Here is a 26269-nt window from a genome sequence, read left to right as displayed (position 1 = left end):
TCAGCGCGCGACGACGTTCTCCAGCGCGTCCGCCCCGCCCTCGCGCCAGCGCCGCACCTGGGCGGTCACGAACGCTGCCGCGCCCTGCGGCCGTCCGCCGGCGACGTGCGGCGTGAGGATCAGTCCCGGGGCGTCCCACAGCTCCGAGTCGGCCGGCAGCGGCTCGGTCTCGGTCACGTCCAGGGCGGCCCCGGCGATCGACCCCGACCGCAGCGCGGCGACCAGCGCGGTCTCGTCGACCGTGGCGCCGCGCCCGGCGTTGACGAACCGGGCGCGGGCGGGCAGGAGCGCCAGGACGTCGGCGTCGAGCGCGTGGCGGGTGGCCGCGGTGGCGGGCAGCAGCGAGACGAGCACGTCCGTCGTCGGCAGCACCTCGGCCAGCCGGTCCTGGCCGACCACGGGGTAGCCGTACCGCTGCCCGGCCGACGACGCCACCCCGGACACGCGCGCCCCGAGCGCCTCCAGCAGCGGGGCGAGGCGGGCGGCGATGGAGCCGAACCCCCAGATCACCACGTGCGCGCCGCGCAGCGTGAACGCCTGCTCGTCCCGTGCCTGCTCGCGGCCCAGGTCCCGGTCCCACTCGTGGCGGCGCTGGGCGTCCAGGGTGCGGTCGATCCGGCGCACCGAGGCCAGGAGCAGCGCCAGGGTGTGCTCGGCGACGGTCGCGTCGTGCAGGCTGCGCCCCGAGGCGACGACCACCTCGGGGGCGAACCCGGTGGCGAGCGCCTGGTCGGGCCCGGCGTTGAGCGTCTGCACCCAGCGCAGGTTCGTCAGCCGGCGCGCGGCGTCGTCCATGACCCGTTGCGGGCTGGCCCAGGTGACGATCGCCTCGGCGTCGAGGTGCTCGTCGGGGACCGGGTCGCGCATGACGTACGGCGCGACGTCGACCCCCTCGACGTCGAGGGTCAGGTCGAAGGGCACGTTGCTCGGCACGAGGATCTTCACGCCGGTGACGTTACCTGCCGTGCGGGCCGTCCCGCCGTGCCACGATGACCCGCATGGAACCCGCGCGTACCCCCGCCACCGCCGCCCGCTACGACGTCGTGGTCGTCGGGGGCGGCCACAACGGTCTGACGGCGGCCGCCTACCTGGCCCGGGCGGGCCGGTCGGTGCTGCTGCTGGAACGCCTCGACCACGTGGGCGGGGCGTCGGTGTCCGCCCCGGTGTTCGACGGCGTGGACGCACGGCTCTCGCGGTACTCCTACCTGGTCTCGCTGATGCCGCGGCAGGTGGTCGACGAGCTCGGGCTCTCGCTGCGGCTCGCCCGCCGGCGGTACTCCTCCTACACGCCGGTGGGCGACCGCGGCCTGCTCGTGGACACCGGGTCCGACGACGCCACCCGCGCCGCGTTCGAGGCCGTCGGCGCCGGGAGGGACCACGCGCGCTGGCAGGAGCTGTACGCTGGGCTGGAGCGGCTCGCGGGCCGGCTCTTTCCCACGGTCACAGAGCCGCTGCTCTCGCGGGACGAGGCACGTGCCCGGGCCGGCGACGACGCGCTGTGGCACGCCGTCGTCGAGCAGCCACTCGGCGAGATGCTGCGCGAGAGGTTCGACGCGGACCTGGTGCGCGGCGTGGTCGCCACCGACGCGCTCATCGGGACCTTCGCCGACCTGGACGAGACCTCGCTGGTCCAGAACCGCTGCTTCCTCTACCACGTCATCGGCGGCGGCACGGGGGACTGGGACGTGCCCGTCGGCGGGATGGGCGCCGTCTCCGGGGCACTGCGCGACGCGGCGCTCGGCGCCGGGGCCACCCTCGTCACCGGCGCGGACGTCACGGCGATCGACCCGGGGCCGCCCGCCGGCGACGCCGAGGTCACGTGGACCGACGACGACGGCGTCGCCCGCGGGGTGCGGGCCGGTGCGGTGGTGTGCGGGGCGGCTCCCGCCGTGCTGGACGCGCTGCTGGACGCCGGTGGGGCGACGCCGTCGGGCCGCGCCACGGCCACGGCGCCCGAGGGTGCCCAGCTCAAGGTCAACATGCTGCTGCGGCGGCTGCCGCGGCTGCGCGAGGACGTCGACCCCGTCGCGGCGTTCAGCGGGACGTTCCACGTCCACGAGTCCTTCGACGAGCTGCAGACCGCCCACGCCCAGGCCGCGGCGGGCCGGATCCCCGACACCCCGCCCTGCGAGATCTACTGCCACTCCCTGACCGACGACTCGATCCTCGGTCCCGACCTGCGGGCGGCGGGTGCCCAGACCCTCACCCTGTTCGGTCTGCACATGCCGGCCCGGCTGTTCCGGGACGGTGCCCAGGGCGGTGACCACGACGCCGCCCGTGACGCGGCGCTCGCGGCCACGCTGCGGTCCCTGGACTCCGTGCTCGCCGAACCGGTCGAGGACGTGCTGTGGCGGGGTCCCGACGGCGAGCCCTGCCTCGAGGCCCGCACGCCCGTGGACCTGGAGCGCGGCGTCGGGCTGCCCGGCGGGCACATCTTCCACCGCGACCTGTCGTGGCCCTGGGCCGAGGACGACGGCTTGGACAGGCCCGGGACGTGGGGCGTCGACACGCTGCACCCGCGGGTGCTGCTCGCCGGTGCCGGCGCACGCCGGGGCGGGGGCGTCAGCGGCATCCCGGGACGGGCGGCGGCGATGGCCCTGCTGGAGGGGTGACTTCGGCGCCCGGATCAACTATGTTGACCGGGTCCCTGGTGGTGAACATCACGAAGGTCTGATTCGTCGTGAAGAGGCGGTTCCTCGTCGTCCTGGCCGGTGTCCTGGCCGCCTGCGCCTGTCTCGCGCCCGGAGCGCTCGGGCAGTCCGAGGCCGACCGGCCCCGAGAGCTCGACGACCGCGTCTCCACGGCCTGGCTCGTGCTGGCCGGTTCCGAGGACCGGGCGGAGGACGAGTCCGCCGCGGCTCCGGCCGAGCGGCACGCGGCACGGCGTACGGCGCAGTCGAGGTGGGCCGAGACGGTGACGGCGTGCCTGCGCGCGCAGGGATGGCCCGGCGCGCAGGCCAGGCCGCAGGACCCGCTCGAGGCGGGCGCGGATACCGTCGCCCAGCACGCGGCGCTGCAGGAGGACCGGGCCGCCTGCGAGCGGGTCGCCGGTCCGCGACCCGGGACGCGGCCCTAGGTCAGGCGCACCCCGACAGCACGGCGCTCACGTACGGCACGTGCACCGCGAGCGACACCGCGGCGAGCACCCCGAGGTGGGCCCCGACGGCGACGGCGGGCCAGGTTCCGGCCCGCCCCGCGCCGGGGGCGACCAGGTGGCGGATCCGGTCCGGGCCGGCCGCGTGCAGCGCCCCGGCCGCCGCGGGAACCGTCGACCGGTCCGCGGCGCCGAGCGTGAGCAGGGCGCCGGCGAGCGCCGTGGTGCCGACGCGTCGCCGGGCCGCGTCGTCGGCGGCGATCTCGAGGTAGGTGGGCACGGCGTCCGCGACGGCGGCGACGACGGGGACCCAGCGCAGGTGGGTCGCCAGGGCCGCGGTGAGCGCGGCCACGAGGTGGTGGCGCTGGCGCAGGTGGGCCTCCTCGTGGGCGAGCACGGCGGCGAGCCCGGCGTCGTCCAGGGAGGCCAGCGCGCCGGTGCTCACGACGACGCCGCCGTGCCGGGCGGGCAGGGCGAAGGCGGCCGGCGCGTCGTCGGGCACGACCAGCACCCGGTGCCCGGCCACGGCGCGGGCGACGCCGACGGCCCGGAGTGCGGCGGCCGTGCGGGCGGTCTCCCGCCGCCGGTGCCACAGCTCACGGCCCAGCACCGCGGCGAGCACGGCAGCCACCAGAGCCGGTCCGACCAGGAGCAGCACCACGGGCACGGCGGTGTCGACGGGGGAGCCGGCGAACGGGTCGGCCGCGTCCAGGCACCGCTGGCAGACGGCGCCCGCGGCCCCGGGCAGCACGGCCGGCCCGGAGAGGGTCCAGGCGAGCATCGGTCCGACGGCGAGCAGGGCGGCCAGCCAGAGCACCACCCCGCCGGTGAGCGCCACCGCGGCCACCAGCGGGGCCCGCACGAGCGCGGGTGCCGCGCGGCGGACCAGCCACGGCCCGCCGAGCGCGGCGAGGGCGATGCCGAGACCGACCAGGACGGCGACGGCGGGGGTCACGAGGTCCCCGGGGCGGACCGTCCGCCCGGTCCGTCCAGGTAGTCGCGCAGCAGGGCACGGTCGCTCTCGGGCATCGCCTCGACGAAGTGCAGGATCGAGGCGGCGCGGTCGCCGCTGGTGGCGAGCGCGTGCTCCATGACCTCGGCTGCGTGCTCGGACCGGGTCGAGGCGGGCAGGTACCGGGCGGAGCGGCCCTCGCGCACGTGCTCGACGAAGCCCTTGCGCTCCAGGTTGCCGAGCACGGTGGCGATCGTGGTGTAGGCGGGCCGGCCGTCGAGACGCTCGATGACGTTCCGGATCGTGCAGCCGCCGCAGGTCCACAGCACGTCCATGACCTGGGACTCCAGGGTCCCCAGGCGGGCGGGCTCGTCGGTCTCTCGTGCGGTCATCGCGCGGCTCCCTCCGGGGCGGACGTCGGTGCGGCCGCCGGCGTGGGGCACGCGACCTGTCCGCGCAGCCGCCACACGAGCGCGACGGCGGTCAGCGCGAGCGCGGCCAGGCCCAGGAACGGCTGGACCGGCGCGAACCAGGTGATCGCGCCGCTGTAGCCGAGGGCGAGCAGCGCCAGCTTGTTGCACACCGGGCAGCCGACGGCGAACCAGGCGAGGACCCCGCCGGCCATGCCCAGGCGGCTGGTCCGGGTCTCGTCGTCGGACGGTGCGGCGGACCGCACGTAGGTCGCCACGAGCATCCCGGACAGGACGGAGGTGAGGACCCACACGGGGTAGTTCCACCACACCGGCGGGATCTCGCGGGAGAAGACCGGGTTGGGGAGGAGCACGGTCGCCCACCCGATGAGCAGCCCGACGGCCAGCGCCGCGACGACGGCGACGACGCGCTGGCGGGGGGTCCAGGCGCGCAGGCCGAGCACGGCGAGCCCGGCGGTCTCGCGCCACGTGGTGCGGGATGGTGTCTCGAGCGTCACGAGGTCACTATGCACCATAGTCGACTATGGTGCATAGTCGACTACCGCACGTCGTCACCATCTCCCCGGAGGAACCCGTGGCCGACCCCCGCACCCCGACCGCCTCGCGGCCGTGGGTCCTGCCCGCCGTCGTCGTCGCCGTCCTGACCCTCGTCCTGCTCGTCGCCGTGGTGTGGTCGTCCGACGGCGACGCCCCCGCCGCGCCGGGCGCCGGCCCGGGCACGACGGCGACCGCGCCGGAGGACGCCGACCCGGGCGACGCCCCGACCGACGTCCAGGGGCCCGCCGAGGTCGACACCGCCGCGGTCGAGCGCCGCGACCCGGACGACCCCCTCACGGACGGCCCGGTCGACGCGCCCGTCGTGCTGGTCGTCTTCTCCGACTACCAGTGCCCGTTCTGCGCCCAGTGGAGCCAGGAGACGCTGCCCGAGATGCGCGAGCACGCCGCGGCCGGCGACCTGCGCATCGAGTACCGGGACGTCAACGTCTTCGGCGAGGCCTCCGAGCGCGCCGCCCGCGCCTCCTACGCCGCCGCGCTGCAGGACGAGTTCTGGGCCTACCACGAGGGCCTGTACCCGGAGGGGGAGACCCGCTCCGAGGACGAGCTCTCCGAGGAGGCGCTGACCGACCTCGCCGCCGAGCTGGGGCTGGACGTCGAGCAGTTCACCCGCGACCTGGGATCGGCCGGGACCGCCGACGCCGTCGCGGCCAACGAGCAGCTCGGCCTCGACCTCGGCGCCTACTCCACGCCCGCCTTCCTGATCGGCGGCCGGCCGATCGTGGGCGCCCAGCCGACCCAGGTCTTCCGCGACGCCTTCGACACCGCCCTCGCCGCGAGCAGGGGCTGACGTGGACGTCGGTCTCCTCACCGCGTTCCTCGGGGGAGCGCTGGCGCTGCTGAGCCCCTGCGGTGCCCTGCTGCTGCCCGCGTTCTTCGCCTCCACCGTCGGCTCCGGCCCGCGGCTGTGGGCCCACGGCGGCGTCTTCTACGCCGGGCTGGTCGTCGTGCTCGTGCCGCTCGGCGTCGGCGCCGGGGCGGTCGGGGCGCTGTTCGCCACGCACCGCGAGACCGTCGTCGCCGTGGCCGCGGTGCTGCTCGTCGTGCTCGGCGTCGTGCAGCTGCTCGGCCTCGGCTTCGACCCGGCCCGCGTGCTGCCCGGCGCCCGGGCGGTCCAGCGGTCCTCGGCGTCGCGCACCGGCTGGGTCAAGACGTTCCTGCTCGGCGCCGCCGGCGGGGTGGCGGGGTTCTGCGCCGGGCCCGTCCTCGGTGCCGTGCTCACCCTCGCCGCCGCGCAGGGCGACGTCGTCGGCGCCGGGCTGCTGCTCGCCGTCTACGCGGCCGGCATGGTCCTGCCGCTGCTCGCCCTCGCCGCGGCCTGGGGGCGGCTCGGCGAGCGCGGCCGGTCCGTGCTGCGCGGCCGGACGGTGCGGGTGCTCGGTCGCGAGCTGCACACCACCTCGATCGTCACCGGTCTGCTGCTGATCGCGGTCGGCGTGCTGTTCTGGGTCACCAACGGGCTCGTCGGGATGCCCGAGCTCCTGCCCGTCGGCACGCAGGCCTGGCTGCAGGGTCAGGGCGCCCTGCTGGCGCACCCCGTCCTCGACGTCGCCCTCGTGCTGGTCGTCGCCGTGGTCGTGGTCGTCGTCTGGACGCGCCACCGGGCCCGTGCCCAGCGGGCCGCCGCCCCCGAGACCGAGGAGGCCTCGTGACGCCCCCGATCCGCCGTGGCGCTCTGCTCGCCGGGCCGCTGACCGCCGCCCTGGTGCTCGCCGGCTGCACCGACGACCCCGCGACGCCCGACGCCGCAACGGTACCGATCGAGCGCACCCCGGACACCGCCGTCGAGGCCCCGCCCGCCGTCGACACCGACGGGCTGCGCGTCCCGCTGCAGGTGGACACCGTGCGCCTCGTCGACCCCGGCTGGGACGCCGCCCCGCAGACCGCCGACGGCATCGCCCTGGGCGTCGACGAGCGCGACGGACTGCAGCGGTTCACCGCCGTCGCGGCCGACGGCGAGGCGCTGTGGAGCGCCGAACGTCCCGCGAGCGGCACCGGCCACGCCGTCACGACGACCTCGGCAGGCCGGGCGCTCGCGGTCCTGGCCGACACCGGGGCCGACACCGCGGCCGAGTCCACGACCGCGACGGCCTACGACCTGCGCACCGGCGAGCCGGTCTGGGGACCGGTCGACGTCCCCGGACCGCCGGCCGGGCCGGGGCTGGTGTTCGCCGAGAGCGGGTCCGAGCCGGCGGACGCGGCCGGGTCGCGCGTCGTCCTGGACGCCGACACCGGCGAGCCGGTCACGCTGGAGGCCGACGTGTCGGTGCTGGGGGAGCACCGCGGCACCGTGCTCGTCCGGGACGGTGACGAGGTCGTCGCCCGCACCGCGGACGGCGAGGCCCGCTGGCGCCTCGACACCGCCGACCAGGGCTGGGAGGCCGGGGCCGTGACGGCGTCCCTCGAGCCGTCACCGGGCCCGGGCACCGTGCGGCTGCGCACCGGTGAGGCCTCGGAGGCGCTGGTCGACCTCGACGACGGCACGGTCCTGGCGGACGGGTTCACCGACGTCGGCGTCGACCCGACCACCGGCACCGTCGTCACCGTCGACGCCGACGGGCTGCGCGGGCTCGACGCCGCGGGCACCGAGCTGTGGACCACCTCGACCGCGCAGGAGACCACGATCGAGGGCGTCAGCGGCGCGCTGGTCTACCTGCGGGTCGGCGACTCCCTGCGGGCGCACAACGTCGTCACCGGGAACGTGGCGGAGGCCTACGACCCCGAGGGCACCGGCGACCTCGTGGCGCCCGTCGCCGTGACCGACGCCGGCAGCATCGTGCTGTCGGACTACTCCGGCTACCTGCTGGCCACCACGGACACCGTCGCGCCGCCCGCCCCGTGACGCGACGGTCCGCTCAGCGGATCTCGACCCGCAGCAGCCGCCGCAGGCCCAGTGCCAGCGGCAGCGCGAGCCAGAGCAGCGCCGAGGTGCCCACCTGGGTCCACTGCGTGCCGGTGATCTGCGGCGCGGTGAGGAAGGCCAGCGACCAGCTCAGGTCGAACCAGGCGCCGTGCTCGGCCCACCAGGACCACATCCCGGCGGCGACGGTCGAGATCATCGGCACCACGAACAGGAAGCCGAGGCAGGCCACCATCGCCGGCGCGGTGCTGCGGATCGCCACCGCGGCGACGAACTCGACGGCCACGGCCGCGAGGTAGGCCAGCACCGAGCGCAGGGTCAGACCCGTGCCCAGGTCCCACACGGCGTCGATCCCGCGGACCTGCGCCGCCACGACGGTGCCGACCGCGCTGAGCACCACCACGGCGGCGGCCGCGGCGAGCGTGACCAGCACCAGCGCGACGGCCTGGGCGCCGACCACGCGACCCCGGCGCGGGACGAGGGCGAACGTCGTCAGGGCCGACCGCTGGCTCCACTCGCCGGCCACGGTGAGCACGGCGACCAGGGGCAGCAGGAGCTCCAGCGGCATGAGGTTGGTCGTGGCCAGCGCCGCGAAGGCGGTCTCGGCGTCGCTTCCCCAGATCGTCACCCCGGCGGCGACGACGAGGGTCAGCAGCGGGACCGCGGCGAGCAGCCAGCGGCTCGCCCGGGTGTCGACCAGCTTGCGCAGCTCGACGTCGACCAGTCGCGTCCGGGGGATGCGGTTCCGGGGCACGGCCCGGGGTCCGGAGCGGCCGACGACGTCGGCGGGCGGGGTGGTCAGGGTGGTCATGCGAGGGCTCCGATCGGGTGCGGGTCGCGCTGGTCGTCGGCGGTCAGGTCGAGGAACATCTCCTCCAGGGCGGTGCCGTCGGCGGACCGCAGCTCGACGAGCGGCAGCCCGGCCGCGAAGGCGACCCGACCCGCGTCGGCGGGGCCGGCGTCGGTGACGACCCCGCCGTCGGCACCCGGCGTCGCGCGGTAGCCCGCCGAGGCGAGCGCCGAGACGAGCGCCTCGCCGTCGTGCGCGCGCACCAGCGTGCCGGAGGCCGCCAGGAGCTCGTGCGTCGCCCCGGAGGCCACGACGCGGCCGTGCCCGATGACGACGATGTCGTCGGCGACCAGCTCGATCTCGGCCAGCAGGTGGCTGGACAGCAGCACGGTGCCGCCGTCGTCGGCGAAGGCGCGCAGCAGGTCCCGCATCCAGCGGATCCCGGCCGGGTCGAGGCCGTTGGCGGGCTCGTCGAGGATCAGCACGCGCGGGTCGCCGAGCAGCGCCGTGGCGATGCCGAGGCGCTGGCGCATGCCCAGGGAGTAGTCGCGCACCCGCCGCTGCGACTCGGTGCGGGTGAGCCCCACCAGGTCGAGCATCGCGTCGACCTGGGCGTCCGGCAGACCCATGGTGCGCTGGGCGAGCACCAGGGTCTCGCGGCCGGTGCGGCCACCGTGCTGGGCCGAGGCGTCCAGCAGCACCCCGACGTCGAGCCCCGGGTTGGGCAGGTCGGCGTAGCGCCGGCCCAGCACCGTGGCGCGGCCGGACGTCGGTGCCGCCAGGCCGGTGAGGATCCGCAGCGTGGTGGACTTGCCGGCCCCGTTCGGGCCGAGGAAGCCCGTGACCCGTCCGGGGAACGCGGTGAAGGAGACGTCGTCGACGGCGGCGAGGTCCCCGTAGCGCTTCGTGAGGGAGTCGATCCTGATCATGCCTCGGACGCTACGGAGCCGCGGGTCCCGGCACATCGGGGACCACCCCGGTTCCGGCCCTGAGGTCGTCCGGGTCGCTCAGGGGCCGGCCGACGCGGGCGCGGAGGCGGCCTCCCGCTCGGCCGCCCAGCGGTACTCCGGCACGTCGCGCAGCAGCGCGGCGTGCGGGCCCCGGGCCACGACCTGCGCGGCACGGTCCGGGGCTCCGCGGTCGTGCCCGAGCAGCAGCACCTCGGCGGCCGCCCCGAGCGGCGTCAGGCGGTGCGAGGCGACGACGACGGCCCGCCCGGTCCCGCGGGCGAGGGTGGCCAGCATCTCCACCAGCGCGTCGGCGGTGGCGGCGTCCAGGTGCTCGGCGGGCTCGTCCACCAGCAGCACCCGGTGGGGTGCCAGCAGCGCGCGGGCGACGAGCAGCCGCCGGCGCTCGCCGCCGGAGACGTCGGTGCCGCCCGTACCGAGTCCGGTGGCGAGCCCGTCGGGCAGCCCGTCCAGCCAGCCGGTGAGCCCGACGGCGGCCAGCGCCTCGCGGGCGTCGGCCTCGGTGACGTCGGCGCGGGCCACCCGGAGGTTCTCCAGCACGGTGGTGCCGAACACGTGACCGTCCTCGGCGACGAACAGGCCCTCGCCCCGCACCTGGCCCGCCACGGGCCCGAGCAGCCCGGCGGCGGTGAGCAGCAGCGTCGTCTTGCCGACGCCGGAGGCCCCGGCCAGGGCCACGACGGTGCCGGGTCGCAGCGTCAGGTCCACGTCCTCGACCACGGGCTTCGGCGACGACCACCCGGCCGTGAGGCCCGCGGTCTCCAGCAGGGTCCCGTCCGGCGCGGGCGCGGCCTCGGGCTCGCGGTGCGGCGGTGCGTCGTCGGGCAGCAGGTCCACCAGCCGCCGGGCCGCCGCGCGGGACCGCCGCAGCTGGACCGCCGCGGCAGGCAGCGCCGTGGTCACCTCGAAGACGGCCAGCGGCGTGAGGACGACGACGGCGAGCTCGGTCGCCGCCAGGTCGCCGGCCAGCGCGGCCGGGATGCCGAGCAGCAGGCAGCCGAGCACCGCCAGCGTCTGGGCACCGGCCTCGAGGGCCGCCGACAGCCCCGAGACGCGGGCGCCGTCGTCCGTGGCGGCCGCGAGGCGGCGGTCGGCGGCCCGCAGGCCGTCGGTGCGCTGGGCGAGGCGGCCGGCGACGCGGAGCTGCTGGCCGTCCTCGAGCAGCTCCAGGGTGCGGGCGGCGACCTCGCCGCGGGCCTCGGCGCCGCGTTGCTCCACGGACGCCGACGCGCGCGAGGCCAGCCAGGGGGACAGGACCCCGGTCACCAGCAGGCAGGCGAGCAGCACCGCCCCTGCGGCGGGCAGGAAGATCCCGACCAGCAGCACCGAGCCCAGTCCCGCCACCACGGCGACCCCGCCGGGGACCAGCGCGCGCACGACGACGTCCCCCACGTCGTCGACGTCGTTCCCGACCCGGGCGAGCAGGTCGCCGCGGCGCAGGGCGACGACGTCGGCGCCGCCGCGGGCGAGCCGGTCGTACAGGTTGGCGCGCAGCGCGGCCATGCCGCGCAGCGCGACGCCGTGCGAGGCGAGCCGTTCGAGGTAGCGGAAGAACGCCCGGCCGGTGCCGAAGGCGCGCACGCCGACGGTGGCGACCGAGAGGGTGAGCACCGGCGGCATCTGCGAGGCCCGCGCGATGAGCCAGGCCGCGGCGGCGGCCAGCCCGATCGCGCACACGAGGGTGGCGGTGCCGAGGCCGACGGCGCGGACCACGCGCCCCCAGCGGATCTCGAGCAGCGGCGCGAGCTGCAGCAGCGGGTCCTGGGCGACGCGGCGGCGCAGGGTCTCAGGCACGGGCGACCTCCCGGGCCTCGACGTCGACGACCTGGTCGGCCAGGCCCAGCAGGGACGCGCGGTGCGCGACCACGAGCACGGTGCGGCCGGCGTCCCGCCAGGTCCTGACGGTGTCGAGCACGACCTGCTCGCCCCGGGCGTCCAGGTGCGCGGTGGGCTCGTCGAGGACGACCACCGGCCGGTCGGCGGCGCCGACCAGCGCCCGGGCCAGGGCGAGGCGCTGACGCTGCCCGACGCTCAGCCCGACGCCGCCCAGCCCCACGGGCGCGTCCCACCCGCCGGGCAGGTCGGCGAGCACGGCGTCGAGGCCCGTGGTGGCCGCGGCCGCCGCCAACGTCTCCGAGGGGACCTCGCGGCCGTCGGTGACGACGTCGCGCACCGTGCCGGGGCCGATCGCGGGACGCTGGGGGACCCACGCCACCTGGTCCCACGGCAGGGTGGGGGAGATGCTGCCGTGGTCGGGGCGCAGCAGCCCGAGCAGGAGCAGCACGAGGGTCGACTTGCCGGCCCCGCTCGGTCCGCGCAGCGCGACCACCCGGCCGCCGCCGGGCTCGCCCGAGCCGAGCGCGATGCGGGCGGACAGGTGCGCGGGGGCGTCGACGTCGCGGCCGGGTGCCCGGACGGTGACGTCGTCGAGCACGAGCGTGCCCCCGGCGAGCCCGGTGGCCGTCGGCGCCGCACCGCTGGTGCGCTCGCCGTCGGTGCTGCCGTCCGTGACCGGCAGGTCCAGCACGGCGAAGGCGCGCCGGGTGGCGGCGAGCCCGTCGGTGGACGCGTGGAACTCGGACCCGACCCGGCGCAGCGGCAGGAAGATCTCGGGCGCGAGCACCAGCACGGCGATCGCCGGGACCAGCTCCATGCCGCCGTGCACGAGCCTCAGCCCCACCCCGACGGCGATGATCGCCACGCACAGCGTGGTCAGCAGCTCCAGCACCGCGCCGGACAGGAACGCCACCCGCAGCGTGCCCATCGTGGCGCGTCGCGAGGACTCGCCCAGGGTCCGGACCCGGGCGGCCGGGCCGAGCTCGCGGCCGAACGCCCGCAGCGTCGGCAGCCCGGCAATCAGGTCGAGGACCTGCGACCCGAGCCGCTCGACGGTCGCGAGCCGTCGCTCGGAGGTCCCGGCCGTCATGGTGCCGATGAGCCACATGAAGAACGGCACCAGCGGCAGCGTGACGACGGCGATCAGCGCGGAGACCCAGTCGAGCCCGAGCACGACGAGCACGGTGGCGGGGGTGACGAGCGCCGTGAGCAGCAGCTGCGGCAGGAACCGCACCAGGTAGGGCTCGAGGTCGTTCAGCCCGCGGGTCGCCAGGGTGGCGACGTCCGACGGCGCCGCACCGGCGGGCGGGCGCGGGCCGAGCGCGACCGCGTGGCCGACGACCTGCTCGCGCAGGTCGGCGACCACCGCGGTGGCGGCGCGGCGCCCGAAGCGCTCCTGCGCCCAGGCCACCGCCGCGCGTCCGACGGCGGCACCCGCCAGGACGGCGAGCCACCGGGCGACCGCGGCCTGGTCGACGGCGCCGTCGCCACCGGGACTGGTGGCCACCACGACGGGTCCGAGCGCGAAGGCGATCGCGAACGCCTGGACCACGACCAGGGCGGCCGAGACCGCACCCAGGGCGGTGGTGAGCAGGACGTAGGAACGGGCGGCCCGGGCCTGCCGGAGCAGCCGGGGGTCGAGCGGTCTCACCTCAGAACGCCGCGTCCTTGATCTTCTGCCAGCTCAGGCCCGCGGGGGCGGGGATGTCCTTCGTCGACAGGCGGCGCCGGAACACCCAGTAGGTCCACGCCTGGTAGGCGATGACCACCGGGGTGAGGAACACCGCCACCCACGTCATGACCGTCAGCGTGTAGTCCGTCGAGGAGGCCTCCGCGACGGTCAGGGCGTTGCCGCCGTCGAGCGCGGGGATGACGTCGGGGTACATGGAGCCGAAGATCAGCACGACGGCGGCCACGATGGTCACGGCCGACAGCGTGAAGGCCGTGCCCTCCTTGCGGGCGCGGGTCGCGGCCACGACACCGATCAGCGACAGCGCCGCCACCGCGACGGCCGCCCAGGTCCAGGTGGCCGAGTAGGCGACCTGCGCCCAGATCGCCCAGCCGCCGGCCACGACGAGCGCCGTGACCGCGAGACCGGAGGCGAGGCGCTGCGCACGCTCGCGGATCTCGCCGTCCGTCTTCAGCGAGACGAACACGGCGCCGTGCAGGAGGAACAGCGTCAGCGTGGTCAGGCCGCCGACCAGGGCGAAGGGGTTGAGCAGCGCCCAGAAGCCGCCGACGTACTGGTGGTCGGCGTCCAGCAGGAGGCCGCGCACGAGGTTGCCGAAGGCGACGCCCCACATCACCGCCGGGATCCAGGAGCCGAGCTGGATGGCCTGGTCGCAGCGGCGGGCCCAGGTCGGGTCGTTGATCTTGCCGCGGTACTCGAAGGCGACGCCGCGGGCCACGAGGCCCACGAGGATGATCAGCAGCGGGATGTAGAAGCCCGAGAACATCGTGGCGTACCACTCGGGGAACGCGGCGAAGGTCGCACCGCCGGCGGTGAGCAGCCACACCTCGTTGCCGTCCCAGACGGGGCCGATGGTGTTGACGAGCACGCGCCGTTCCTTCTCCCGGTGCTCCTTGTCGCCCCGGGGCAGGATCGACAGCAGCATGCCGACGCCGAAGTCGAAGCCCTCGAGCACGAGGTAGCCGGTCCACAGCACGGCGATGATGACGAACCAGAGGATCGCGAGGTCCACGTCAGGTCTCCAGTCTCTTCAGGTTCGGGCGCTCAGTACGCGAAGGACAGCGGGCGGTCGGAGTCGTCGGGGTCCTGCGCCTCCGGCGACTCGTCGCGGACGACGTCGGGCACGCCCTCGATCGCGTACCGGTGCATGAGCCGGAACCACACCACCGCCAGGATCGCGTAGATGATCGTCAGCACGATCATCGAGGTCAGGATGACGCCCGCCGGCACGGCGGTGGACACCCCGCGCTCGGTGAGCAGCCGGACCTGGTCGATGCCGGTGGGGTTGGGGGCCACGACCCACGGCTGGCGCCCGACCTCGGTGAAGATCCAGCCGAACGAGTTCGCGACGAAGGGCATGGGGATGGCCAGGAGCGCGAGCCGGCTGAGCCAGACGTTGTCGCTGATCCTGCCCTTGCGCGTCAGCCAGAACGCCACGAGGGCGAGGGCCACGGAGAACGCGGCGAACCCGATCATCAGACGGAACGACCAGTAGGTGATCGCCAACGGCGGGGTGTAGGAGATCTCCTCGCCGTCGGCCGTGGTCTCGCCGTAGCGCTCGGAGTACTCCTCCTGGACGTCGTAGACGCCGGGCAGGTAGGAGTCCTCGCCGGAGAACTCCCCGGTGCCGAGGTAGCTGGTCACGCCGGGGATCGAGATGAGGTGGGCCACGTCCTCGCAGCCGGCGTAGAGCGGGCCGACGGCGAGGATGGAGAACTCGGCGGACTCGGTCCCCTCGCACAGGGCCTCGGCCGAGGACATCTTGCCGGGCTGCTGCTCGTACATGAGCTTGCCCTGGATGTCGCCGGACCAGATGACGCCGAGCCCGGCCACGACCATGACCCACACGCCGAGCCGGACGGCCGGACGGTAGACGTCCCGGGCGGTCTCGAGGTTCTCGGCCTTCTTGGTGCGGGCCAGCCGGACCATCCACCAGGCGGCGACGCCGGTCACGAAGGTGCCGGCGGTGAGGAACGCGGCGGTGATGGTGTGCGGGAACGCCGCGAGCAGCGTGTTGTTGGTCAGCACCGCCCAGATGGACTCCATCTCGGCGCGGCCCGTCTCCTCGTTGTAGATGACGCCGACGGGGTGCTGCATCCAGGAGTTCGCCGCCAGGATGAAGAACGCCGAGAGGTTGGTGGCCAGCGCGAAGAGCCAGATCGAGGCCAGGTGGATCTTTTTGGACACGCGGTCCCAGCCGAAGATCCACACGCCCAGGAAGACCGACTCCACGAAGAACGCGGCCAGCGCCTCCATGGCCAGCGGGGCGCCGAAGACGTCGCCGACGAACCGGGAGTACTCGCTCCAGGCCATGCCGAACTGGAACTCCTGCCAGATGCCGGTCACGACGCCGAGGGCGAAGTTGATCAGCAGCAGCTTGCCGAAGAACTTCGTCAGCCGCAGCCAGCGGTCGTTCTTCGTGACGACCCACGCCGTCTGCATGCCCGCGACGAGGGGGGCGAGCCCGATCGTCAGCGGCACGAAGATGAAGTGGTACACGGTGGTGATGGCGAACTGCCACCGTGCCAGGTCGAGAGCGTCCACGTGGACTCCTTCGATGCGGGCCAGGGGGAGAGAGGCCGCCGTGTGCTGGGCTGGTTCGACGGTAGGACCGTCGTCGCAGGTCCGCACGGTGAGCGGCGCTGTCACCGACTTGTGAAGACTTTCACGACTTTCTCGTGAAGGCATTCACAAGTCAAGCGGATCTGACACGACGTGACGGTCGCCACGCCGGTGGGTGGACGGGGGAGATCGGACGGCCCCAAGGGTGCGATACTGGATCGAGACCTTCGGGGCCCACATCCCCCGAAGATCGACGAGCTCGCCGCTCCCGCGTCCGCACGCGGTGCCGCGACCGGGGTGAAGGGCCCGGCCGCCTGGCGTCCGCGAAGTCGTGGGGCTGCAGCCGACCGAGACTTCCGTCCGGGCGGCGCGCTTCTCAGCGCTGCCGCCGCCGACGACCGCCGGGGTGGCCGGCAGGTGTGGGTCGGCCGCCGCAGAGCAGGAGCACCCTCCGTGACATCCGACACCCCCGACCAGCCCGTGGCCGCTGCCGACGAGACGCCGCGCCGGGCTCCCCGCCGTCGCGTGACCCGCGCGACCTCGGCCCCGTCGACCAGCGCGCCCGCCCCGATCGTCGTGCCGGCGACGTCGTCCGAGCCGGCCGCCCCGGCCGCCGAGCCGGCGACCTCCGCCGCGCCGCAGCCCGACCAGGCGACGGCCGCGGCGCCGTCCGCCCCGGCGCGTCGTCCGCGCCGCGCCAGCCGCCGTGCCGCCGGTCCGGCGCAGGCCGAGCCGTCGGCGGAGACTGCGCAGCCGGCGGTCGCGCCGGAGCAGCCGGAGCAGCCGGAGCAGCCCACCGAGCCGCAGGAGCCGGTCGCTCAGGAGCCCGAGCAGCCGGCCGGGGCCGCCGCGCCGATCGCCCTGCCCGACCGCGCGCCCGAGGCGACCGCGACGGCCGCTCCCTCGCTGTCGCTCGACGACATCGTCCTGCCGGGACGGGACGCCGCCTCGGGCGACCGTCCGGCCACCGGTGCCGAGACCGCGTCCGCCCCCGCCGCGCCGCCGGCGCGCCGGGCCCGCCGCAGCACCGTGAAGGCGTCGCGTACCGAGGCGCCGGCAGAGGTCTCCGGTGACGAGAGCGCCGACGAAGGCGCCGCCACGGCATCGACCGCGGCGAAGAAGTCGACCTCCGCGAAGAAGTCGACCGCCACGAAGGAGGCCGGCACCAAGAAGTCGACCGCCACGAAGGAGACCGGCACCAAGAAGCCGGCCGACAAGAAGCCCTCCACGAAGAAGTCCGCCGCCAAGAAGTCCGGCGCCGAGCAGGCCGCCACGGCCGAGCCGACGGGCGCCGCGACCGGTGCGGCCCGGACCGAGTCCACCACGGGCACGGCCAGCGGGTCCGGCACGCCTCGCCTCGCCACCACGGCTCTGCTGTTCCAGGCGCCCGACCTGTCGGGCCAGCGCGCCGCGCGCCGCGCCCAGGCGCCGGCGGGTCCGCCGCGCCCGAGCGACGAGCCGGACGCCGTCGAGAGCACGGACGCCGGGCCCGCGCCGGAGTCGCGCGAGTCGCGCACCGAGACCACGGACACCTCGTCCTCGACGTCGGCGAAGGCCGGGAAGTCCTCCCGCTCGTCGCGCGCCCGGGGTTCCGCCGCGTCGTCCGCGTCCGCCACGGACGAGGCCGCGCCGCAGCCCGAGGCGTCCGCCGGCGAGAAGTCCGACAAGAAGCCCGGCACGCCGTCGGACCAGCAGCCCGCCGAGCAGCCGGCGCAGCAGCCGGCGTCGACGCCGCTCGAGCTGAGCGACGTCGACGAGGCCGCCGTCGAGGAGCTCGAGCAGATCGAGACCGAGATCGTCGACGAGGGTGTCGAGCTCGTCGAGTTCGGCCCCGCCGACTTCCTGGAGGACGGCGACGAGTCCGACATCCGCCCGCGCCGTCGTCGGCGACGGGGCGGCCGCGGCCGTCGTGGGGGCCGCAAGGGCGACCGCCGGCCCCAGGACGACGCGGAGGGCGAGTCCTCCGACTCCTCGGCCGACGAGGACGAGGAGCGTGGCGCCGAGGAGCAGGACGAGCAGGGCTCCTCCGCACGGGACGAGCATGACGGCCAGGGCGCCGACGCGGCCGCGTCGTCCGCCACCGAGAGCGACACCGAACGGTCCGAGGCCTCCGAGGGATCCGACGACGCCGAGCAGTCGTCCGGCAGCAGCAGCCGCCGGCGTCGGCGCCGTCGGCGTGGCCGGGGCAGCGACCGCGAGGGGAGCCGCCCGGCCCGTGCCGAGGACGAGGTCACCGCGCTCAAGGGGTCGACGCGGCTGGAGGCCAAGCGCCAGCGCCGGCGCGAGGGGCGCGACGCCGGTCGTCGCCGTCAGGTCATCACCGAGGCCGAGTTCCTGGCCCGCCGCGAGTCGGTCGAGCGGTCGATGATCGTGCGCGAGCACGACGGCCGCACCCAGATCGCCGTGCTCGAGGACGGCGTGCTCGTCGAGCACTACGTCTCCCAGCAGGCGCAGGCGTCCATGGTGGGCAACGTCTACCTCGGCCGCGTGCAGAACGTGCTGCCCTCGATGGAGGCCGCCTTCGTCGACGTCGGCAAGGGCCGCAACGCCGTCCTCTACGCCGGCGAGGTCAACTGGGACGCCGCCGGGATCGAGGGGCAGCCGCGCCGTATCGAGGAGGCGCTCAAGTCCGGCGACTCGGTCCTGGTCCAGGTGACCAAGGACCCGATCGGCCACAAGGGCGCGCGCCTGACCTCCCAGGTCACGCTCGCCGGCCGGTACCTGGTCTTCGTCCCCGGCGGGGGCATGACCGGCATCAGCCGCAAGCTGCCCGACACCGAGCGCAACCGCCTCAAGAAGATCCTGCGCGACATCGTCCCCGAGGGCGCGGGCGTCATCGTGCGCACCGCCGCCGAGGGCGCCTCGGAGGAGGAGCTGCGCGCCGACGTCGAGCGGCTGCAGTCGCAGTGGCAGTCGATCACCGCCAAGGCCGAGAAGTCGTCGACCAACGCGCCGTCGCTCCTGCAGGGCGAGGCCGACATGGCCATCCGCGTGGTCCGGGACATCTTCAACGACGACTTCAGCTCGCTGGTGGTCCAGGGCGACAGCGCCTGGACCGAGATCTCGTCCTACGTCGCCGAGCTGGCGCCCGACCTGCGCGAGCGGGTCACGCGGTGGAACGAGACCGGCGACGTCTTCGCCCGGCACCGGGTCGACGAGCAGCTCGCCAAGGGCATGGACCGCAAGGTCTGGCTGCCCTCGGGCGGCTCGCTCGTGATCGACCGCACCGAGGCCATGACGGTCATCGACGTCAACACGGGCAAGTTCACCGGCAGCGGTGGCACGCTCGAGGAGACGGTGACGCGCAACAACCTCGAGGCGGCCGAGGAGATCGTGCGCCAGCTCCGGCTGCGCGACATCGGCGGCATCATCGTCATCGACTTCGTCGACATGGTGCTCGAGTCGAACCGCGACCTGGTGCTGCGCCGGCTCGTGGAGTGCCTGGGCCGGGACCGCACCAAGCACCAGGTCGCCGAGGTGACCTCGCTCGGTCTGGTCCAGATGACCCGCAAGCGCGTCGGGCAGGGGCTCGTCGAGGCGTTCAGCTCGACCTGCGAGCACTGCAAGGGCCGCGGGTTCATCGTCCACGAGCACCCTGTCGAGAAGGGCGCCGCCTCCTCGGGAGACGGCGACGGCGGCGGCTCGAAGCGCTCGCGCCGCAAGCGCTCCTCCGGCAAGAAGGAGGAGCCGGCACCGGCGCACGCCGACGTGCCGAAGCTGCCCGACGACGAGTCCGAGAAGCGTCAGGCGGTCAAGGCCACGCTGGCCACCATCGCCGCGGCGGCCGCCCACGCCCACGAGCACGAGGGCGAGGAGGGCCACGAGGCGTCCGCGCCGACCGAGCCCTCGGCCGAGCCTGCTGGGGACGCCGCGGCCGAGCCTGCCGGTGAAGCCGCGGCCGAGCCTGCCGGCGAGCAGGCGGCGTCGACCCCGGCCGAGACCGCGCCGGACCCCGACGCGGCCGGCGCTCCCGCACCCGGTGGTGACACGCCGCCCAAAGGAGCTGGGGCCGACGGGGCTCCTGAGCAGGCTGCGGCGTCGTCTGCGTCGCTGACCGACACGCCCTGAGCGCCGGGACGGTCGGGGTGCTTGACTGGTCGCCATGGACGACCGTCGAGCCCCCGGCCGTCTCGAGGTCATCGGTGGGCCCATGTTCGCGGGCAAGACCACCGAGCTCGTGCGCCGGGTCGACCGGGCACGGATCGCCGGCTGCGAGGTGCTGGTGGTCTCCCACGCGCTGGACGACCGGCACGGCCCGGGCCGCATCGCCTCCCACACCGGGCTGGCAGTGGCGTCCCGCGCGGTGACGCGCGCGGCCGAGATCCCCGGCCACCTGCAGCCCGGGACCGTCCTGGTGGCGGTCGACGAGGCGCAGTTCCTCGGTCCGGAGCTGGTGGACGTCGTCACCGGCCTCGCCGACGACGGCCTCGACGTCGTGGTGGCGGGCCTGACGGTGACGTTCGACGGCCGGCCCTTCGAACCGTTGCCGTCCCTCATGGCGCTGGCGGAGTCGGTCACGCGGCTGACCGCCGTGTGCACCGTCTGCGGTCGCGACGCCGCGTACCACGTCCGCCTCGAGGGGGCGGTCGCGGGCGGCGACGCGCTGACGACGGTGGCCGGGTACGTCGGGGGAGCGGAGACCTACCAGGCTCGGTGCCGCGCCCACCGCACGGTGACCGGTCAGTCCTCCACGAGCGGCACGAAGCTGTAGGTGCCCTCCTCGGCGGTGCGCACGCTGCCGTCGTCGTCCCGGTCGACGACGACCATCCGGTGCCGGACCGGCACCACCATGCGGCCTCCCGGCGCGACCTGGTCCACGAGCTCCTCGGGCAGCCGGTCCGCGGCGGCCGAGACGAGGACGCGGGACCAGCCGCCGGGTCGCGGGGCGCCCAGGACGCCCGGGCGGGCGGGAACCAGCCGGGCCCACGGCATGCCGGCCCGCGCGAGGTTCGCGGCGCCCCACTCGGCGATCTCGGGGATCCGCTCCACGCCCAGCACCTCGCCCTGCGGGCCGACGAGGTGGGCGAGCAGCGCCGTCGTCCACCCGGACCCGGCGCCGACGTCGAGCACGTCACCGCCGCGCGGCACCCGGAGCATCCGCAGCATCGCGGCCACCGTGGAGGGCTGGGAGCAGGTCTGGTCGTGGCCGATCGGCAGCGGCTGGTCGAACGCGGCGGAGGCCCGCTGCGCCCGCGGCAGGAACCCGCGCCGGTCGACGGCGCGCATCGCGTCCGCCACGACGTCCGGCGTGCTCATGGGACCATCGTCCGTCGACCGCGCGCCGCCCGCAGGTCCGTGGTCCACCTCACGCGGCCGGAGCGACGCCGGACTTGTCCGCCGACCGGGGGTCGCGTAAGGTATTGCGTCGGCGCGCTGTCAGCGCGTCTGTCCCGTGTGCCCTCGGCGCACCGCACTCCACCGCCGCGGCGGTGCGAGTTCCAGACCAAGCCGGTGACCGACGTCGGGTGAGCGCACCAAGACCAGGAGAGATGAGCATCAACATGGTGTACGCGATCGTCAAGGCCGGTGGCCGGCAGGAGAAGGTGTCCGTCGGGGACATCGTCGTCACGGACCGACTCGAGGGCTCGGCCGGTGACACCGTCGAGCTGCCCGCGATCCTGCTCGTGGACGGCGACACCGTGACCACCGACGCCAAGAAGCTGGCGAAGGTCAAGGTCACCGCGGAGGTCGTCAAGGACGCCAAGGGTCCGAAGATCACGATCCACAAGTACAAGAACAAGACCGGCTACCGGAAGCGGCAGGGTCACCGTCAGCAGCTGACCCGCCTGAAGGTCACCGGTATCAAGTGACGTCCGGCGGGCCGGCGCCCGCACGGTTCCCCACACTCTTCGTACTGAGCAGAAAGCAGGACTGAGATGGCACACAAGAAGGGCGCGAGCTCCTCGCGCAACGGTCGTGACTCCAACGCCAAGTCCCTCGGCGTGAAGCGCTTCGCGGGCCAGGCGGTCAACGCCGGCGAGATCATCGTCCGCCAGCGTGGCACCCACTTCCACCCCGGCGAGAACGTCGGCCGCGGCGGCGACGACACACTGTTCGCGCTGTCGGCCGGCGAGGTCGCCTTCGCGACGCGTCGCGGCCGCAAGGTCGTCGACATCGTCGCCGCCCAGGTCTGAGCCGGAGCACCTCCGCAGCAGACCGGCACTTCCCGTCACGAGGGGCGCACCACCGAGTGGGGTGCGCCCCTCGTGCGTGTCCGTCCGCGCCACGGCGCGCCCGGGCACGACCTCCTGAGAGGATCTACCCATGGCCAGCTTCGTCGATCGAGTCGTGCTCCACGCGGCCGGGGGATCCGGCGGGCACGGCGTCGCGTCCGTGCACCGCGAGAAGTTCAAGCCCCTCGGCGGGCCCGACGGCGGCAACGGCGGTGACGGGGGCAGCGTGCGGCTCGTCGTGGACGGGCAGACGACGACGCTGCTCGACTACCACCACTCGCCGCACCGCAAGGCACCCAACGGTGGCCAGGGCATGGGCGGGGACCGGCACGGCGCCCAGGGCGAGGACCTCGTCCTCAGCGTGCCGGACGGTACCGTCGTCAAGGACCGCGACGGCACCGTGCTGGCCGACCTCGTCGGCGTCGGTGCCGAGCTCGTCGTCGCCGCCGGCGGCCGCGGGGGTCTCGGCAACCGCGCGCTGGCCTCCCCGAAGCGCAAGGCCCCCGGGTTCGCCCTCCTCGGCGAGCCCGGCGAGGAGCGCGACGTCACGCTCGAGGTCAAGACCATCGCCGACGTCGCCCTGGTCGGCTTCCCCAGCGCCGGCAAGTCCTCCCTGATCGCCGCCATCTCGGCCGCCCGGCCCAAGATCGCCGACTACCCCTTCACGACGCTCGTGCCGAACCTCGGCGTCGTCCAGGCCGGCGCGACGCGCTACACCGTCGCCGACGTGCCCGGGCTGATCCCCGGCGCGAGCGAGGGCAAGGGGCTGGGGCTGGAGTTCCTGCGGCACATCGAGCGGACCGCGGTCATCGTGCACGTGCTGGACTGCGCCACCCTCGAGCCCGGGCGCGACCCGCTGACCGACCTGGAGGTCCTCGAGGCCGAGCTCGCCGCCTACGCGGGCGACCTGGACATCGCCGGCGGACGGGTCCCGCTCACGGAGCGTCCGCAGCTGGTCGTGCTCAACAAGATCGACGTGCCCGAGGCCCGCGAGCTGGCGGAGTTCGTCCGGCCCGACCTGGAGGCACGCGGGCTGCGGGTCTTCGAGATCTCCACCGCCTCGCACGAGGGGCTGCGCGAGCTCTCCTTCGCGCTGGGTGACCTCGTGGACCGGGCCCGCGCCGCCGCGCCGCCGCCCGAGCCGGCCCGCATCGTGCTGCGCCCGCAGGCCGTCGACGACTCCGGGTTCACGGTCACGCGTCGGACCGACGGCTCCACGGGCCACGTGTACTTCCTCGTCCAGGGGCGCAAGCCCCAGCGCTGGGTGCGGCAGACCGACTTCAACAACGACGAGGCCGTGGGCTTCCTCGCCGACCGCCTCGCCAAGCTCGGGGTGGAGGACAAGCTCCTCGAGGCCGGGGCGGTCGCCGGCGACGAGGTCCGCATCGGCACCGAGCAGGACGCGGTCGTCTTCGACTGGGAGCCCACCCTGTCCACCGGGGCCGAGCTGCTCGGGTCGCGCGGCACCGACCGTCGCCTGGAGGACACCCACCGGCCCACGCGGTCCGAGAAGCGGCGCGACTTCGTCGAGCGCATGGACGCCAAGTCGGCCGCCCGCGAGGAGCTGTGGACCGAGCGCGAGGCCGGTCACTGGGCGGACCCCTCCGACGACTGAGCGCGAGGTCGGGGATGATGGGGGCGTGATCGCCCAGTCCCGCTCCGCCCTGCCGGCCGCCCGTCGGCTCGTCGTCAAGATCGGTTCGTCGTCCCTGACCCGGGCCGACGGTCACCTGGACCTCGGCGCGCTGCGGGCGCTGGTCGACGTGCTCGCCGCCTGCCACCGCCGCGGCCAGGAGATCGTGCTCGTCACCTCCGGGGCCATCGCCGCAGGGATCGGGCCGGCCGGCCTGACCTCCCGCCCCCGCGACCTGGCCACCATGCAGGCCTGCGCGATGCTGGGCCAGGGCCAGCTCGTGGCCCGGTACAGCGAGGCGTTCGCCGCCCACGACATCCGGGTCGGCCAGGCGCTGCTCACGGCCGAGGACACCGTGCGCCGGGCCCGGTACCGCAACGCGCAGCGGTCGCTGGAGAAGCTGCTCGCGCTCGGCGTCGTGCCCGTGGTGAACGAGAACGACGCGGTGACGGTCGACGAGCTGCGCTTCGGCGACAACGACCGGCTCGCCGCCCTCGTCTCCCACCTGGTGCGCGCCGACGCGATGGTGCTGCTCACCGACGTGGACGGCCTGCACGACGCCCCGCCCAGCCGGCCCGGCGCGCGCCGGATCTCGCACGTCGCCGACCTGTCCCAGGTCGCCGGTGTCGAGGTCACGGCCCGGGGGAGCGCCGTGGGCACCGGCGGCATGGTGACCAAGCTCGAGTCGGTGCGCATCGCCACCCAGGACGGCGTGCCCGTCGTCCTGACCTGCGCCGACAACGTCGCCGCGGCGCTCGCCGGGGACGACGTCGGCACGTTCTTCGCCGCCGGCGGCAAGCGGACGACGGCGCGACGGCTGTGGATCGCGCACGCGGCCCGCACCGAGGGGCGGCTCCACCTGGACGCCGGTGCCACGCGCGCGGTCCTCGGCGGCCGGGCCTCGCTGCTGCCGGCCGGGATCACCCGGGTGGAGGGACACTTCGAGACCGGCGACCCCGTCGAGCTGGTGGCGCCGGACGGCGCCGTCGTCGCCCGCGGGCTCGTCGCCTACGACGCGGCCGACCTGCCCGCGCTGCTCGGCCGGTCCACCTACGCGCTGCGCGACGAGCTGGGCGAGGGGTACGACCGCGAGGTCGTCCACCGCGACGACCTGGTGCTCGAAGGGCGGAACGGCCTGTCCTCGCGGCCCGCGTCGTCGTAGTCTCGAACGCATGACCACGACGTTCGACCCCTCCGCCACCACGACGCCCGGCCCCGCGCAGCGACCGCAGCCGGACGCCGACGTGCTGGCCGCGGTGCAGGACGTCGCGCGCCGCTCCCAGCGGGCCTCCCGGACCCTCGCGACCGCGACCCGCGCCACCAAGGACGCGGCGCTGCACGCCCTGGCCGACGCGCTGGTGGCGGCGTCCGGCGAGATCGTGGCCGCCAACGCCGAGGACCTGAGCCGCGGGCGCGAGCGCGGCATGAGCGAGGGGCTCCTGGACCGGCTGGCGCTGACCGACGAGCGGGTCGCGGCGATCGCCGCGTCCCTGCGCGAGGTGGCCGGCCTGCCCGACCCGGTCGGGGAGGTCGTGCGCGGCCAGACCCTGCCCAACGGGCTGCGGCTGCGGCAGCTGCGGGTGCCGATGGGCGTGGTCGGCATGATCTACGAGGCGCGGCCGAACGTGACGGTCGACGCCGCCGGGCTCGCCCTGAAGTCGGGCAACGCCGTGATCCTCCGCGGCGGCAGCGCCGCCGCCTCGTCGAACACCGTCATCGTCGACGTGATGCGCCGCGGCCTGGAGTCCCGGGACCTGCCCGCCGACCTCGTGCAGTCCATCGACGGCTACGGCCGCCCCGGCGGCGTCGCGCTGATGCAGGCCCGCGGTCTGGTCGACCTGCTGGTGCCGCGCGGCGGTGCCGACCTCATCCGCACCGTGGTCGAGCAGTCCACGGTCCCGGTGATCGAGACCGGCACCGGCAACGTGCACGTCTACGTGGACGCGGCCGCGGACGTGTCCACGGCCGTCGACATCGTCATGAACGCCAAGACCCAGCGCGTCGGGGTGTGCAACGCGGCCGAGACCCTGCTGGTGCACGCCGACGTCGCCGACCGGTTCCTGCCCGCCGCGCTCGCGGCGCTGGGGGGTGCCGGGGTGGTGCTGCACGTCGACGACCGGGCGGCGGGGCAGGCGCCCGAGAGCGTCGAGGTGCTGCCGGCCACCGAGGCGGACTGGGCCACCGAGTACCTCGCGGCCGAGCTGGCCGTGCGCGTCGTCGACTCCCTCGACGAGGCGATCGACCACATCCGCACCTGGAGCTCGGGGCACTCCGAGGCCATCGTCACCAACGACCTCGCGGCGTCGGAGCGGTTCGTCGCGGAGGTCGACGCCGCGGCCGTGCTGGTCAACGCCTCGACGCGCTTCACCGACGGCGGTCAGTTCGGGATGGGCGCCGAGCTCGGCATCTCCACCCAGAAGCTGCACGCGCGCGGACCGATGGGGCTGGCCGAGCTGTGCACCACCAAGTGGGTCGTGCACGGCGACGGGCACGTACGGCCCTGACACCGCGCCGTGAGAGACTGTGCTGCGAAACGTCCGGACCACCACTGAGGAGCACCCGTGCTGCACACCGCCGTCCTTGCCGCCGAAGAGGCCGTCGAGCACTCCGGTTTCGTCATCTCGCCGGTGCTGCTCGGAGTGCTCGCCTTCGGTGGATTCGTCGTCGCGCTGCTGGCGACGTACGCCTTCCGCAACGCGAACAACAAGCACTGAAGCCGCCGCAG

General features: G+C 75.1%; 24 protein-coding genes. 13 read left to right on the top strand and 11 right to left on the bottom strand.

The genetic code is table 11. The features are described from left to right. On the bottom strand, positions 1-945 hold the full coding sequence (locus PO879_RS10735) for a phosphoglycerate dehydrogenase (RefSeq protein WP_278234895.1): 945 nt from the start codon (positions 943-945) through the stop codon (positions 1-3). A gap of 44 nt (positions 946-989) precedes the next feature. On the opposite strand from PO879_RS10735, the gene PO879_RS10730 reads away from it, so the two are divergent. Next, positions 990-2612, top strand: coding sequence for an NAD(P)/FAD-dependent oxidoreductase (locus tag PO879_RS10730; protein ID WP_278234894.1), 1623 nt, complete (start codon positions 990-992; stop codon positions 2610-2612). 68 nt (positions 2613-2680) lie between these two features. Further along, positions 2681-3076 (top strand): hypothetical protein, encoded by a 396-nt coding sequence (locus PO879_RS10725; RefSeq protein ID WP_278234893.1) that lies wholly within the window; start codon positions 2681-2683, stop codon positions 3074-3076. 1 nt (position 3077) lies between these two features. Here PO879_RS10725 and PO879_RS10720 read toward each other — a convergent pair whose 3' ends face one another. Genes PO879_RS10720 through PO879_RS10710 form a run of 3 tightly spaced genes read right to left on the bottom strand, consistent with a single transcriptional unit; the run spans position 3078 to position 4992 of the window. Next, positions 3078-4049, bottom strand: a complete 972-nt coding sequence (locus PO879_RS10720) for a M56 family metallopeptidase (RefSeq protein ID WP_278234892.1) — start codon at positions 4047-4049, stop codon at positions 3078-3080. Next, on the bottom strand, positions 4046-4438 hold the full coding sequence (locus PO879_RS10715) for a BlaI/MecI/CopY family transcriptional regulator (protein WP_278234891.1): 393 nt from the start codon (positions 4436-4438) through the stop codon (positions 4046-4048). Before PO879_RS10715 ends, PO879_RS10720 begins: the two co-directional genes overlap by 4 nt. Beyond that, positions 4435-4992, bottom strand: a complete 558-nt coding sequence (locus tag PO879_RS10710) for a hypothetical protein (protein WP_278234890.1) — start codon at positions 4990-4992, stop codon at positions 4435-4437. The genes PO879_RS10715 and PO879_RS10710 overlap by 4 nt, the downstream gene beginning before the upstream one ends. Before the next feature lie 8 nt (positions 4993-5000). Between PO879_RS10710 and PO879_RS10705 the strand changes: the two genes are divergently transcribed. From PO879_RS10705 to PO879_RS10695, 3 genes are read left to right on the top strand one after another with little or no spacing between them, the layout of a single operon-like run. Beyond that, positions 5001-5822 carry a thioredoxin domain-containing protein gene (locus tag PO879_RS10705; RefSeq protein ID WP_278234889.1) on the top strand — a complete coding sequence of 274 codons (822 nt, stop codon included), beginning with the start codon at positions 5001-5003 and terminating at the stop codon, positions 5820-5822. Between the two features lies 1 nt (position 5823). Then, positions 5824-6684 (top strand): cytochrome c biogenesis protein CcdA, encoded by an 861-nt coding sequence (locus tag PO879_RS10700; RefSeq protein WP_278234888.1) that lies wholly within the window; start codon positions 5824-5826, stop codon positions 6682-6684. Next, positions 6681-7874, top strand: a complete 1194-nt coding sequence (locus PO879_RS10695) for a hypothetical protein (RefSeq protein WP_278234887.1) — start codon at positions 6681-6683, stop codon at positions 7872-7874. The genes PO879_RS10700 and PO879_RS10695 overlap by 4 nt, the downstream gene beginning before the upstream one ends. Before the next feature lie 13 nt (positions 7875-7887). Here the strand turns inward: PO879_RS10695 and PO879_RS10690 are convergent, their stop codons facing one another. From PO879_RS10690 to PO879_RS10665, 6 genes are all read right to left on the bottom strand, one after another. Beyond that, a complete protein-coding gene (locus tag PO879_RS10690; RefSeq protein ID WP_278234886.1) occupies positions 7888-8703 on the bottom strand; it encodes a hypothetical protein in 816 nt (271 codons plus the stop codon). Next, positions 8700-9611: an ATP-binding cassette domain-containing protein gene (locus tag PO879_RS10685; RefSeq protein WP_278234885.1), complete on the bottom strand. Its 912-nt coding sequence runs from the start codon at positions 9609-9611 to the stop codon at positions 8700-8702. Before PO879_RS10685 ends, PO879_RS10690 begins: the two co-directional genes overlap by 4 nt. A gap of 78 nt (positions 9612-9689) precedes the next feature. After that, the gene (cydC, locus tag PO879_RS10680) at positions 9690-11444 is read right to left on the bottom strand and encodes a thiol reductant ABC exporter subunit CydC (RefSeq protein WP_278234884.1); all 1755 of its coding nucleotides are present in this window, start codon (positions 11442-11444) and stop codon (positions 9690-9692) included. Continuing rightward, positions 11437-13137: a thiol reductant ABC exporter subunit CydD gene (gene cydD / locus PO879_RS10675; protein WP_278234883.1), complete on the bottom strand. Its 1701-nt coding sequence runs from the start codon at positions 13135-13137 to the stop codon at positions 11437-11439. Before cydD ends, cydC begins: the two co-directional genes overlap by 8 nt. Before the next feature lies 1 nt (position 13138). Next, the gene (gene cydB / locus PO879_RS10670; protein WP_278234882.1) at positions 13139-14188 is read right to left on the bottom strand and encodes a cytochrome d ubiquinol oxidase subunit II; all 1050 of its coding nucleotides are present in this window, start codon (positions 14186-14188) and stop codon (positions 13139-13141) included. 32 nt (positions 14189-14220) lie between these two features. Then, a complete protein-coding gene (locus PO879_RS10665; RefSeq protein WP_278234881.1) occupies positions 14221-15720 on the bottom strand; it encodes a cytochrome ubiquinol oxidase subunit I in 1500 nt (499 codons plus the stop codon). A 471-nt stretch (positions 15721-16191) separates the two neighbouring features. On the opposite strand from PO879_RS10665, the gene PO879_RS10660 reads away from it, so the two are divergent. Together PO879_RS10660 and PO879_RS10655 are read left to right on the top strand one after the other, a co-directional pair. After that, entirely contained in the window at positions 16192-19806 is a 3615-nt protein-coding gene (locus PO879_RS10660) for an Rne/Rng family ribonuclease (protein WP_278234880.1), read from the top strand. A gap of 34 nt (positions 19807-19840) precedes the next feature. Next, positions 19841-20449, top strand: coding sequence for a thymidine kinase (locus PO879_RS10655; RefSeq protein WP_278234879.1), 609 nt, complete (start codon positions 19841-19843; stop codon positions 20447-20449). Here the strand turns inward: PO879_RS10655 and PO879_RS10650 are convergent. Further along, positions 20419-20994 (bottom strand): protein-L-isoaspartate carboxylmethyltransferase, encoded by a 576-nt coding sequence (locus PO879_RS10650; protein ID WP_278234878.1) that lies wholly within the window; start codon positions 20992-20994, stop codon positions 20419-20421. The two genes, PO879_RS10655 and PO879_RS10650, sit on opposite strands and share 31 nt — an antisense overlap. Positions 20995-21239: 245 nt before the next feature. On the opposite strand from PO879_RS10650, the gene rplU reads away from it, so the two are divergent. The 6 genes from rplU (at position 21240) to PO879_RS10620 (ending at position 26258) form a co-directional block, all read left to right on the top strand. Then, the gene (rplU, locus tag PO879_RS10645) at positions 21240-21548 is read left to right on the top strand and encodes a 50S ribosomal protein L21 (protein ID WP_278237507.1); all 309 of its coding nucleotides are present in this window, start codon (positions 21240-21242) and stop codon (positions 21546-21548) included. Between the two features lie 66 nt (positions 21549-21614). After that, complete coding sequence (gene rpmA / locus PO879_RS10640) at positions 21615-21872, top strand: 50S ribosomal protein L27 (RefSeq protein ID WP_278234877.1); 258 nt, start codon at positions 21615-21617, stop codon at positions 21870-21872. 130 nt (positions 21873-22002) lie between these two features. Beyond that, positions 22003-23526 (top strand): GTPase ObgE, encoded by a 1524-nt coding sequence (obgE, locus tag PO879_RS10635; protein ID WP_278234876.1) that lies wholly within the window; start codon positions 22003-22005, stop codon positions 23524-23526. Positions 23527-23551: 25 nt separating this feature from the next. Next, positions 23552-24706 carry a glutamate 5-kinase gene (proB, locus tag PO879_RS10630; protein ID WP_278234875.1) on the top strand — a complete coding sequence of 385 codons (1155 nt, stop codon included), beginning with the start codon at positions 23552-23554 and terminating at the stop codon, positions 24704-24706. Positions 24707-24716: 10 nt separating this feature from the next. Continuing rightward, complete coding sequence (locus tag PO879_RS10625) at positions 24717-26048, top strand: glutamate-5-semialdehyde dehydrogenase (RefSeq protein ID WP_278234874.1); 1332 nt, start codon at positions 24717-24719, stop codon at positions 26046-26048. A 57-nt stretch (positions 26049-26105) separates the two neighbouring features. Continuing rightward, positions 26106-26258 carry a hypothetical protein gene (locus PO879_RS10620; RefSeq protein ID WP_278234873.1) on the top strand — a complete coding sequence of 51 codons (153 nt, stop codon included), beginning with the start codon at positions 26106-26108 and terminating at the stop codon, positions 26256-26258. Positions 26259-26269 lie beyond the last annotated feature (11 nt).

Source organism: Isoptericola sp. AK164 (genome assembly GCF_029643425.1).
GTDB classification, from domain to species: domain Bacteria; phylum Actinomycetota; class Actinomycetes; order Actinomycetales; family Cellulomonadaceae; genus Isoptericola; species Isoptericola haloaureus.
The sequence above is the reverse complement of the archived record's forward strand: the minus strand, read 5'-3'. Positions and strand labels throughout refer to the sequence as shown.

Coding starts and splice junctions, on each gene's coding strand:
- PO879_RS10730 (WP_278234894.1), top strand. CDS start 990: ATGACCCGCATGGAACCCGCGCGTACCCCCGCCACCGCCGCCCGCTAC.
- PO879_RS10715 (WP_278234891.1), bottom strand. CDS start 4,438: ATGACCGCACGAGAGACCGACGAGCCCGCCCGCCTGGGGACCCTGGAG.
- PO879_RS10710 (WP_278234890.1), bottom strand. CDS start 4,992: ATGGTGCATAGTGACCTCGTGACGCTCGAGACACCATCCCGCACCACG.
- PO879_RS10705 (WP_278234889.1), top strand. CDS start 5,001: ATGGTGCATAGTCGACTACCGCACGTCGTCACCATCTCCCCGGAGGAA.
- PO879_RS10690 (WP_278234886.1), bottom strand. CDS start 8,703: ATGACCACCCTGACCACCCCGCCCGCCGACGTCGTCGGCCGCTCCGGA.
- PO879_RS10685 (WP_278234885.1), bottom strand. CDS start 9,611: ATGATCAGGATCGACTCCCTCACGAAGCGCTACGGGGACCTCGCCGCC.
- PO879_RS10655 (WP_278234879.1), top strand. CDS start 19,841: ATGGACGACCGTCGAGCCCCCGGCCGTCTCGAGGTCATCGGTGGGCCC.
- PO879_RS10650 (WP_278234878.1), bottom strand. CDS start 20,994: ATGAGCACGCCGGACGTCGTGGCGGACGCGATGCGCGCCGTCGACCGG.
- rplU (WP_278237507.1), top strand. CDS start 21,240: ATGGTGTACGCGATCGTCAAGGCCGGTGGCCGGCAGGAGAAGGTGTCC.
- rpmA (WP_278234877.1), top strand. CDS start 21,615: ATGGCACACAAGAAGGGCGCGAGCTCCTCGCGCAACGGTCGTGACTCC.
- obgE (WP_278234876.1), top strand. CDS start 22,003: ATGGCCAGCTTCGTCGATCGAGTCGTGCTCCACGCGGCCGGGGGATCC.
- PO879_RS10625 (WP_278234874.1), top strand. CDS start 24,717: ATGACCACGACGTTCGACCCCTCCGCCACCACGACGCCCGGCCCCGCG.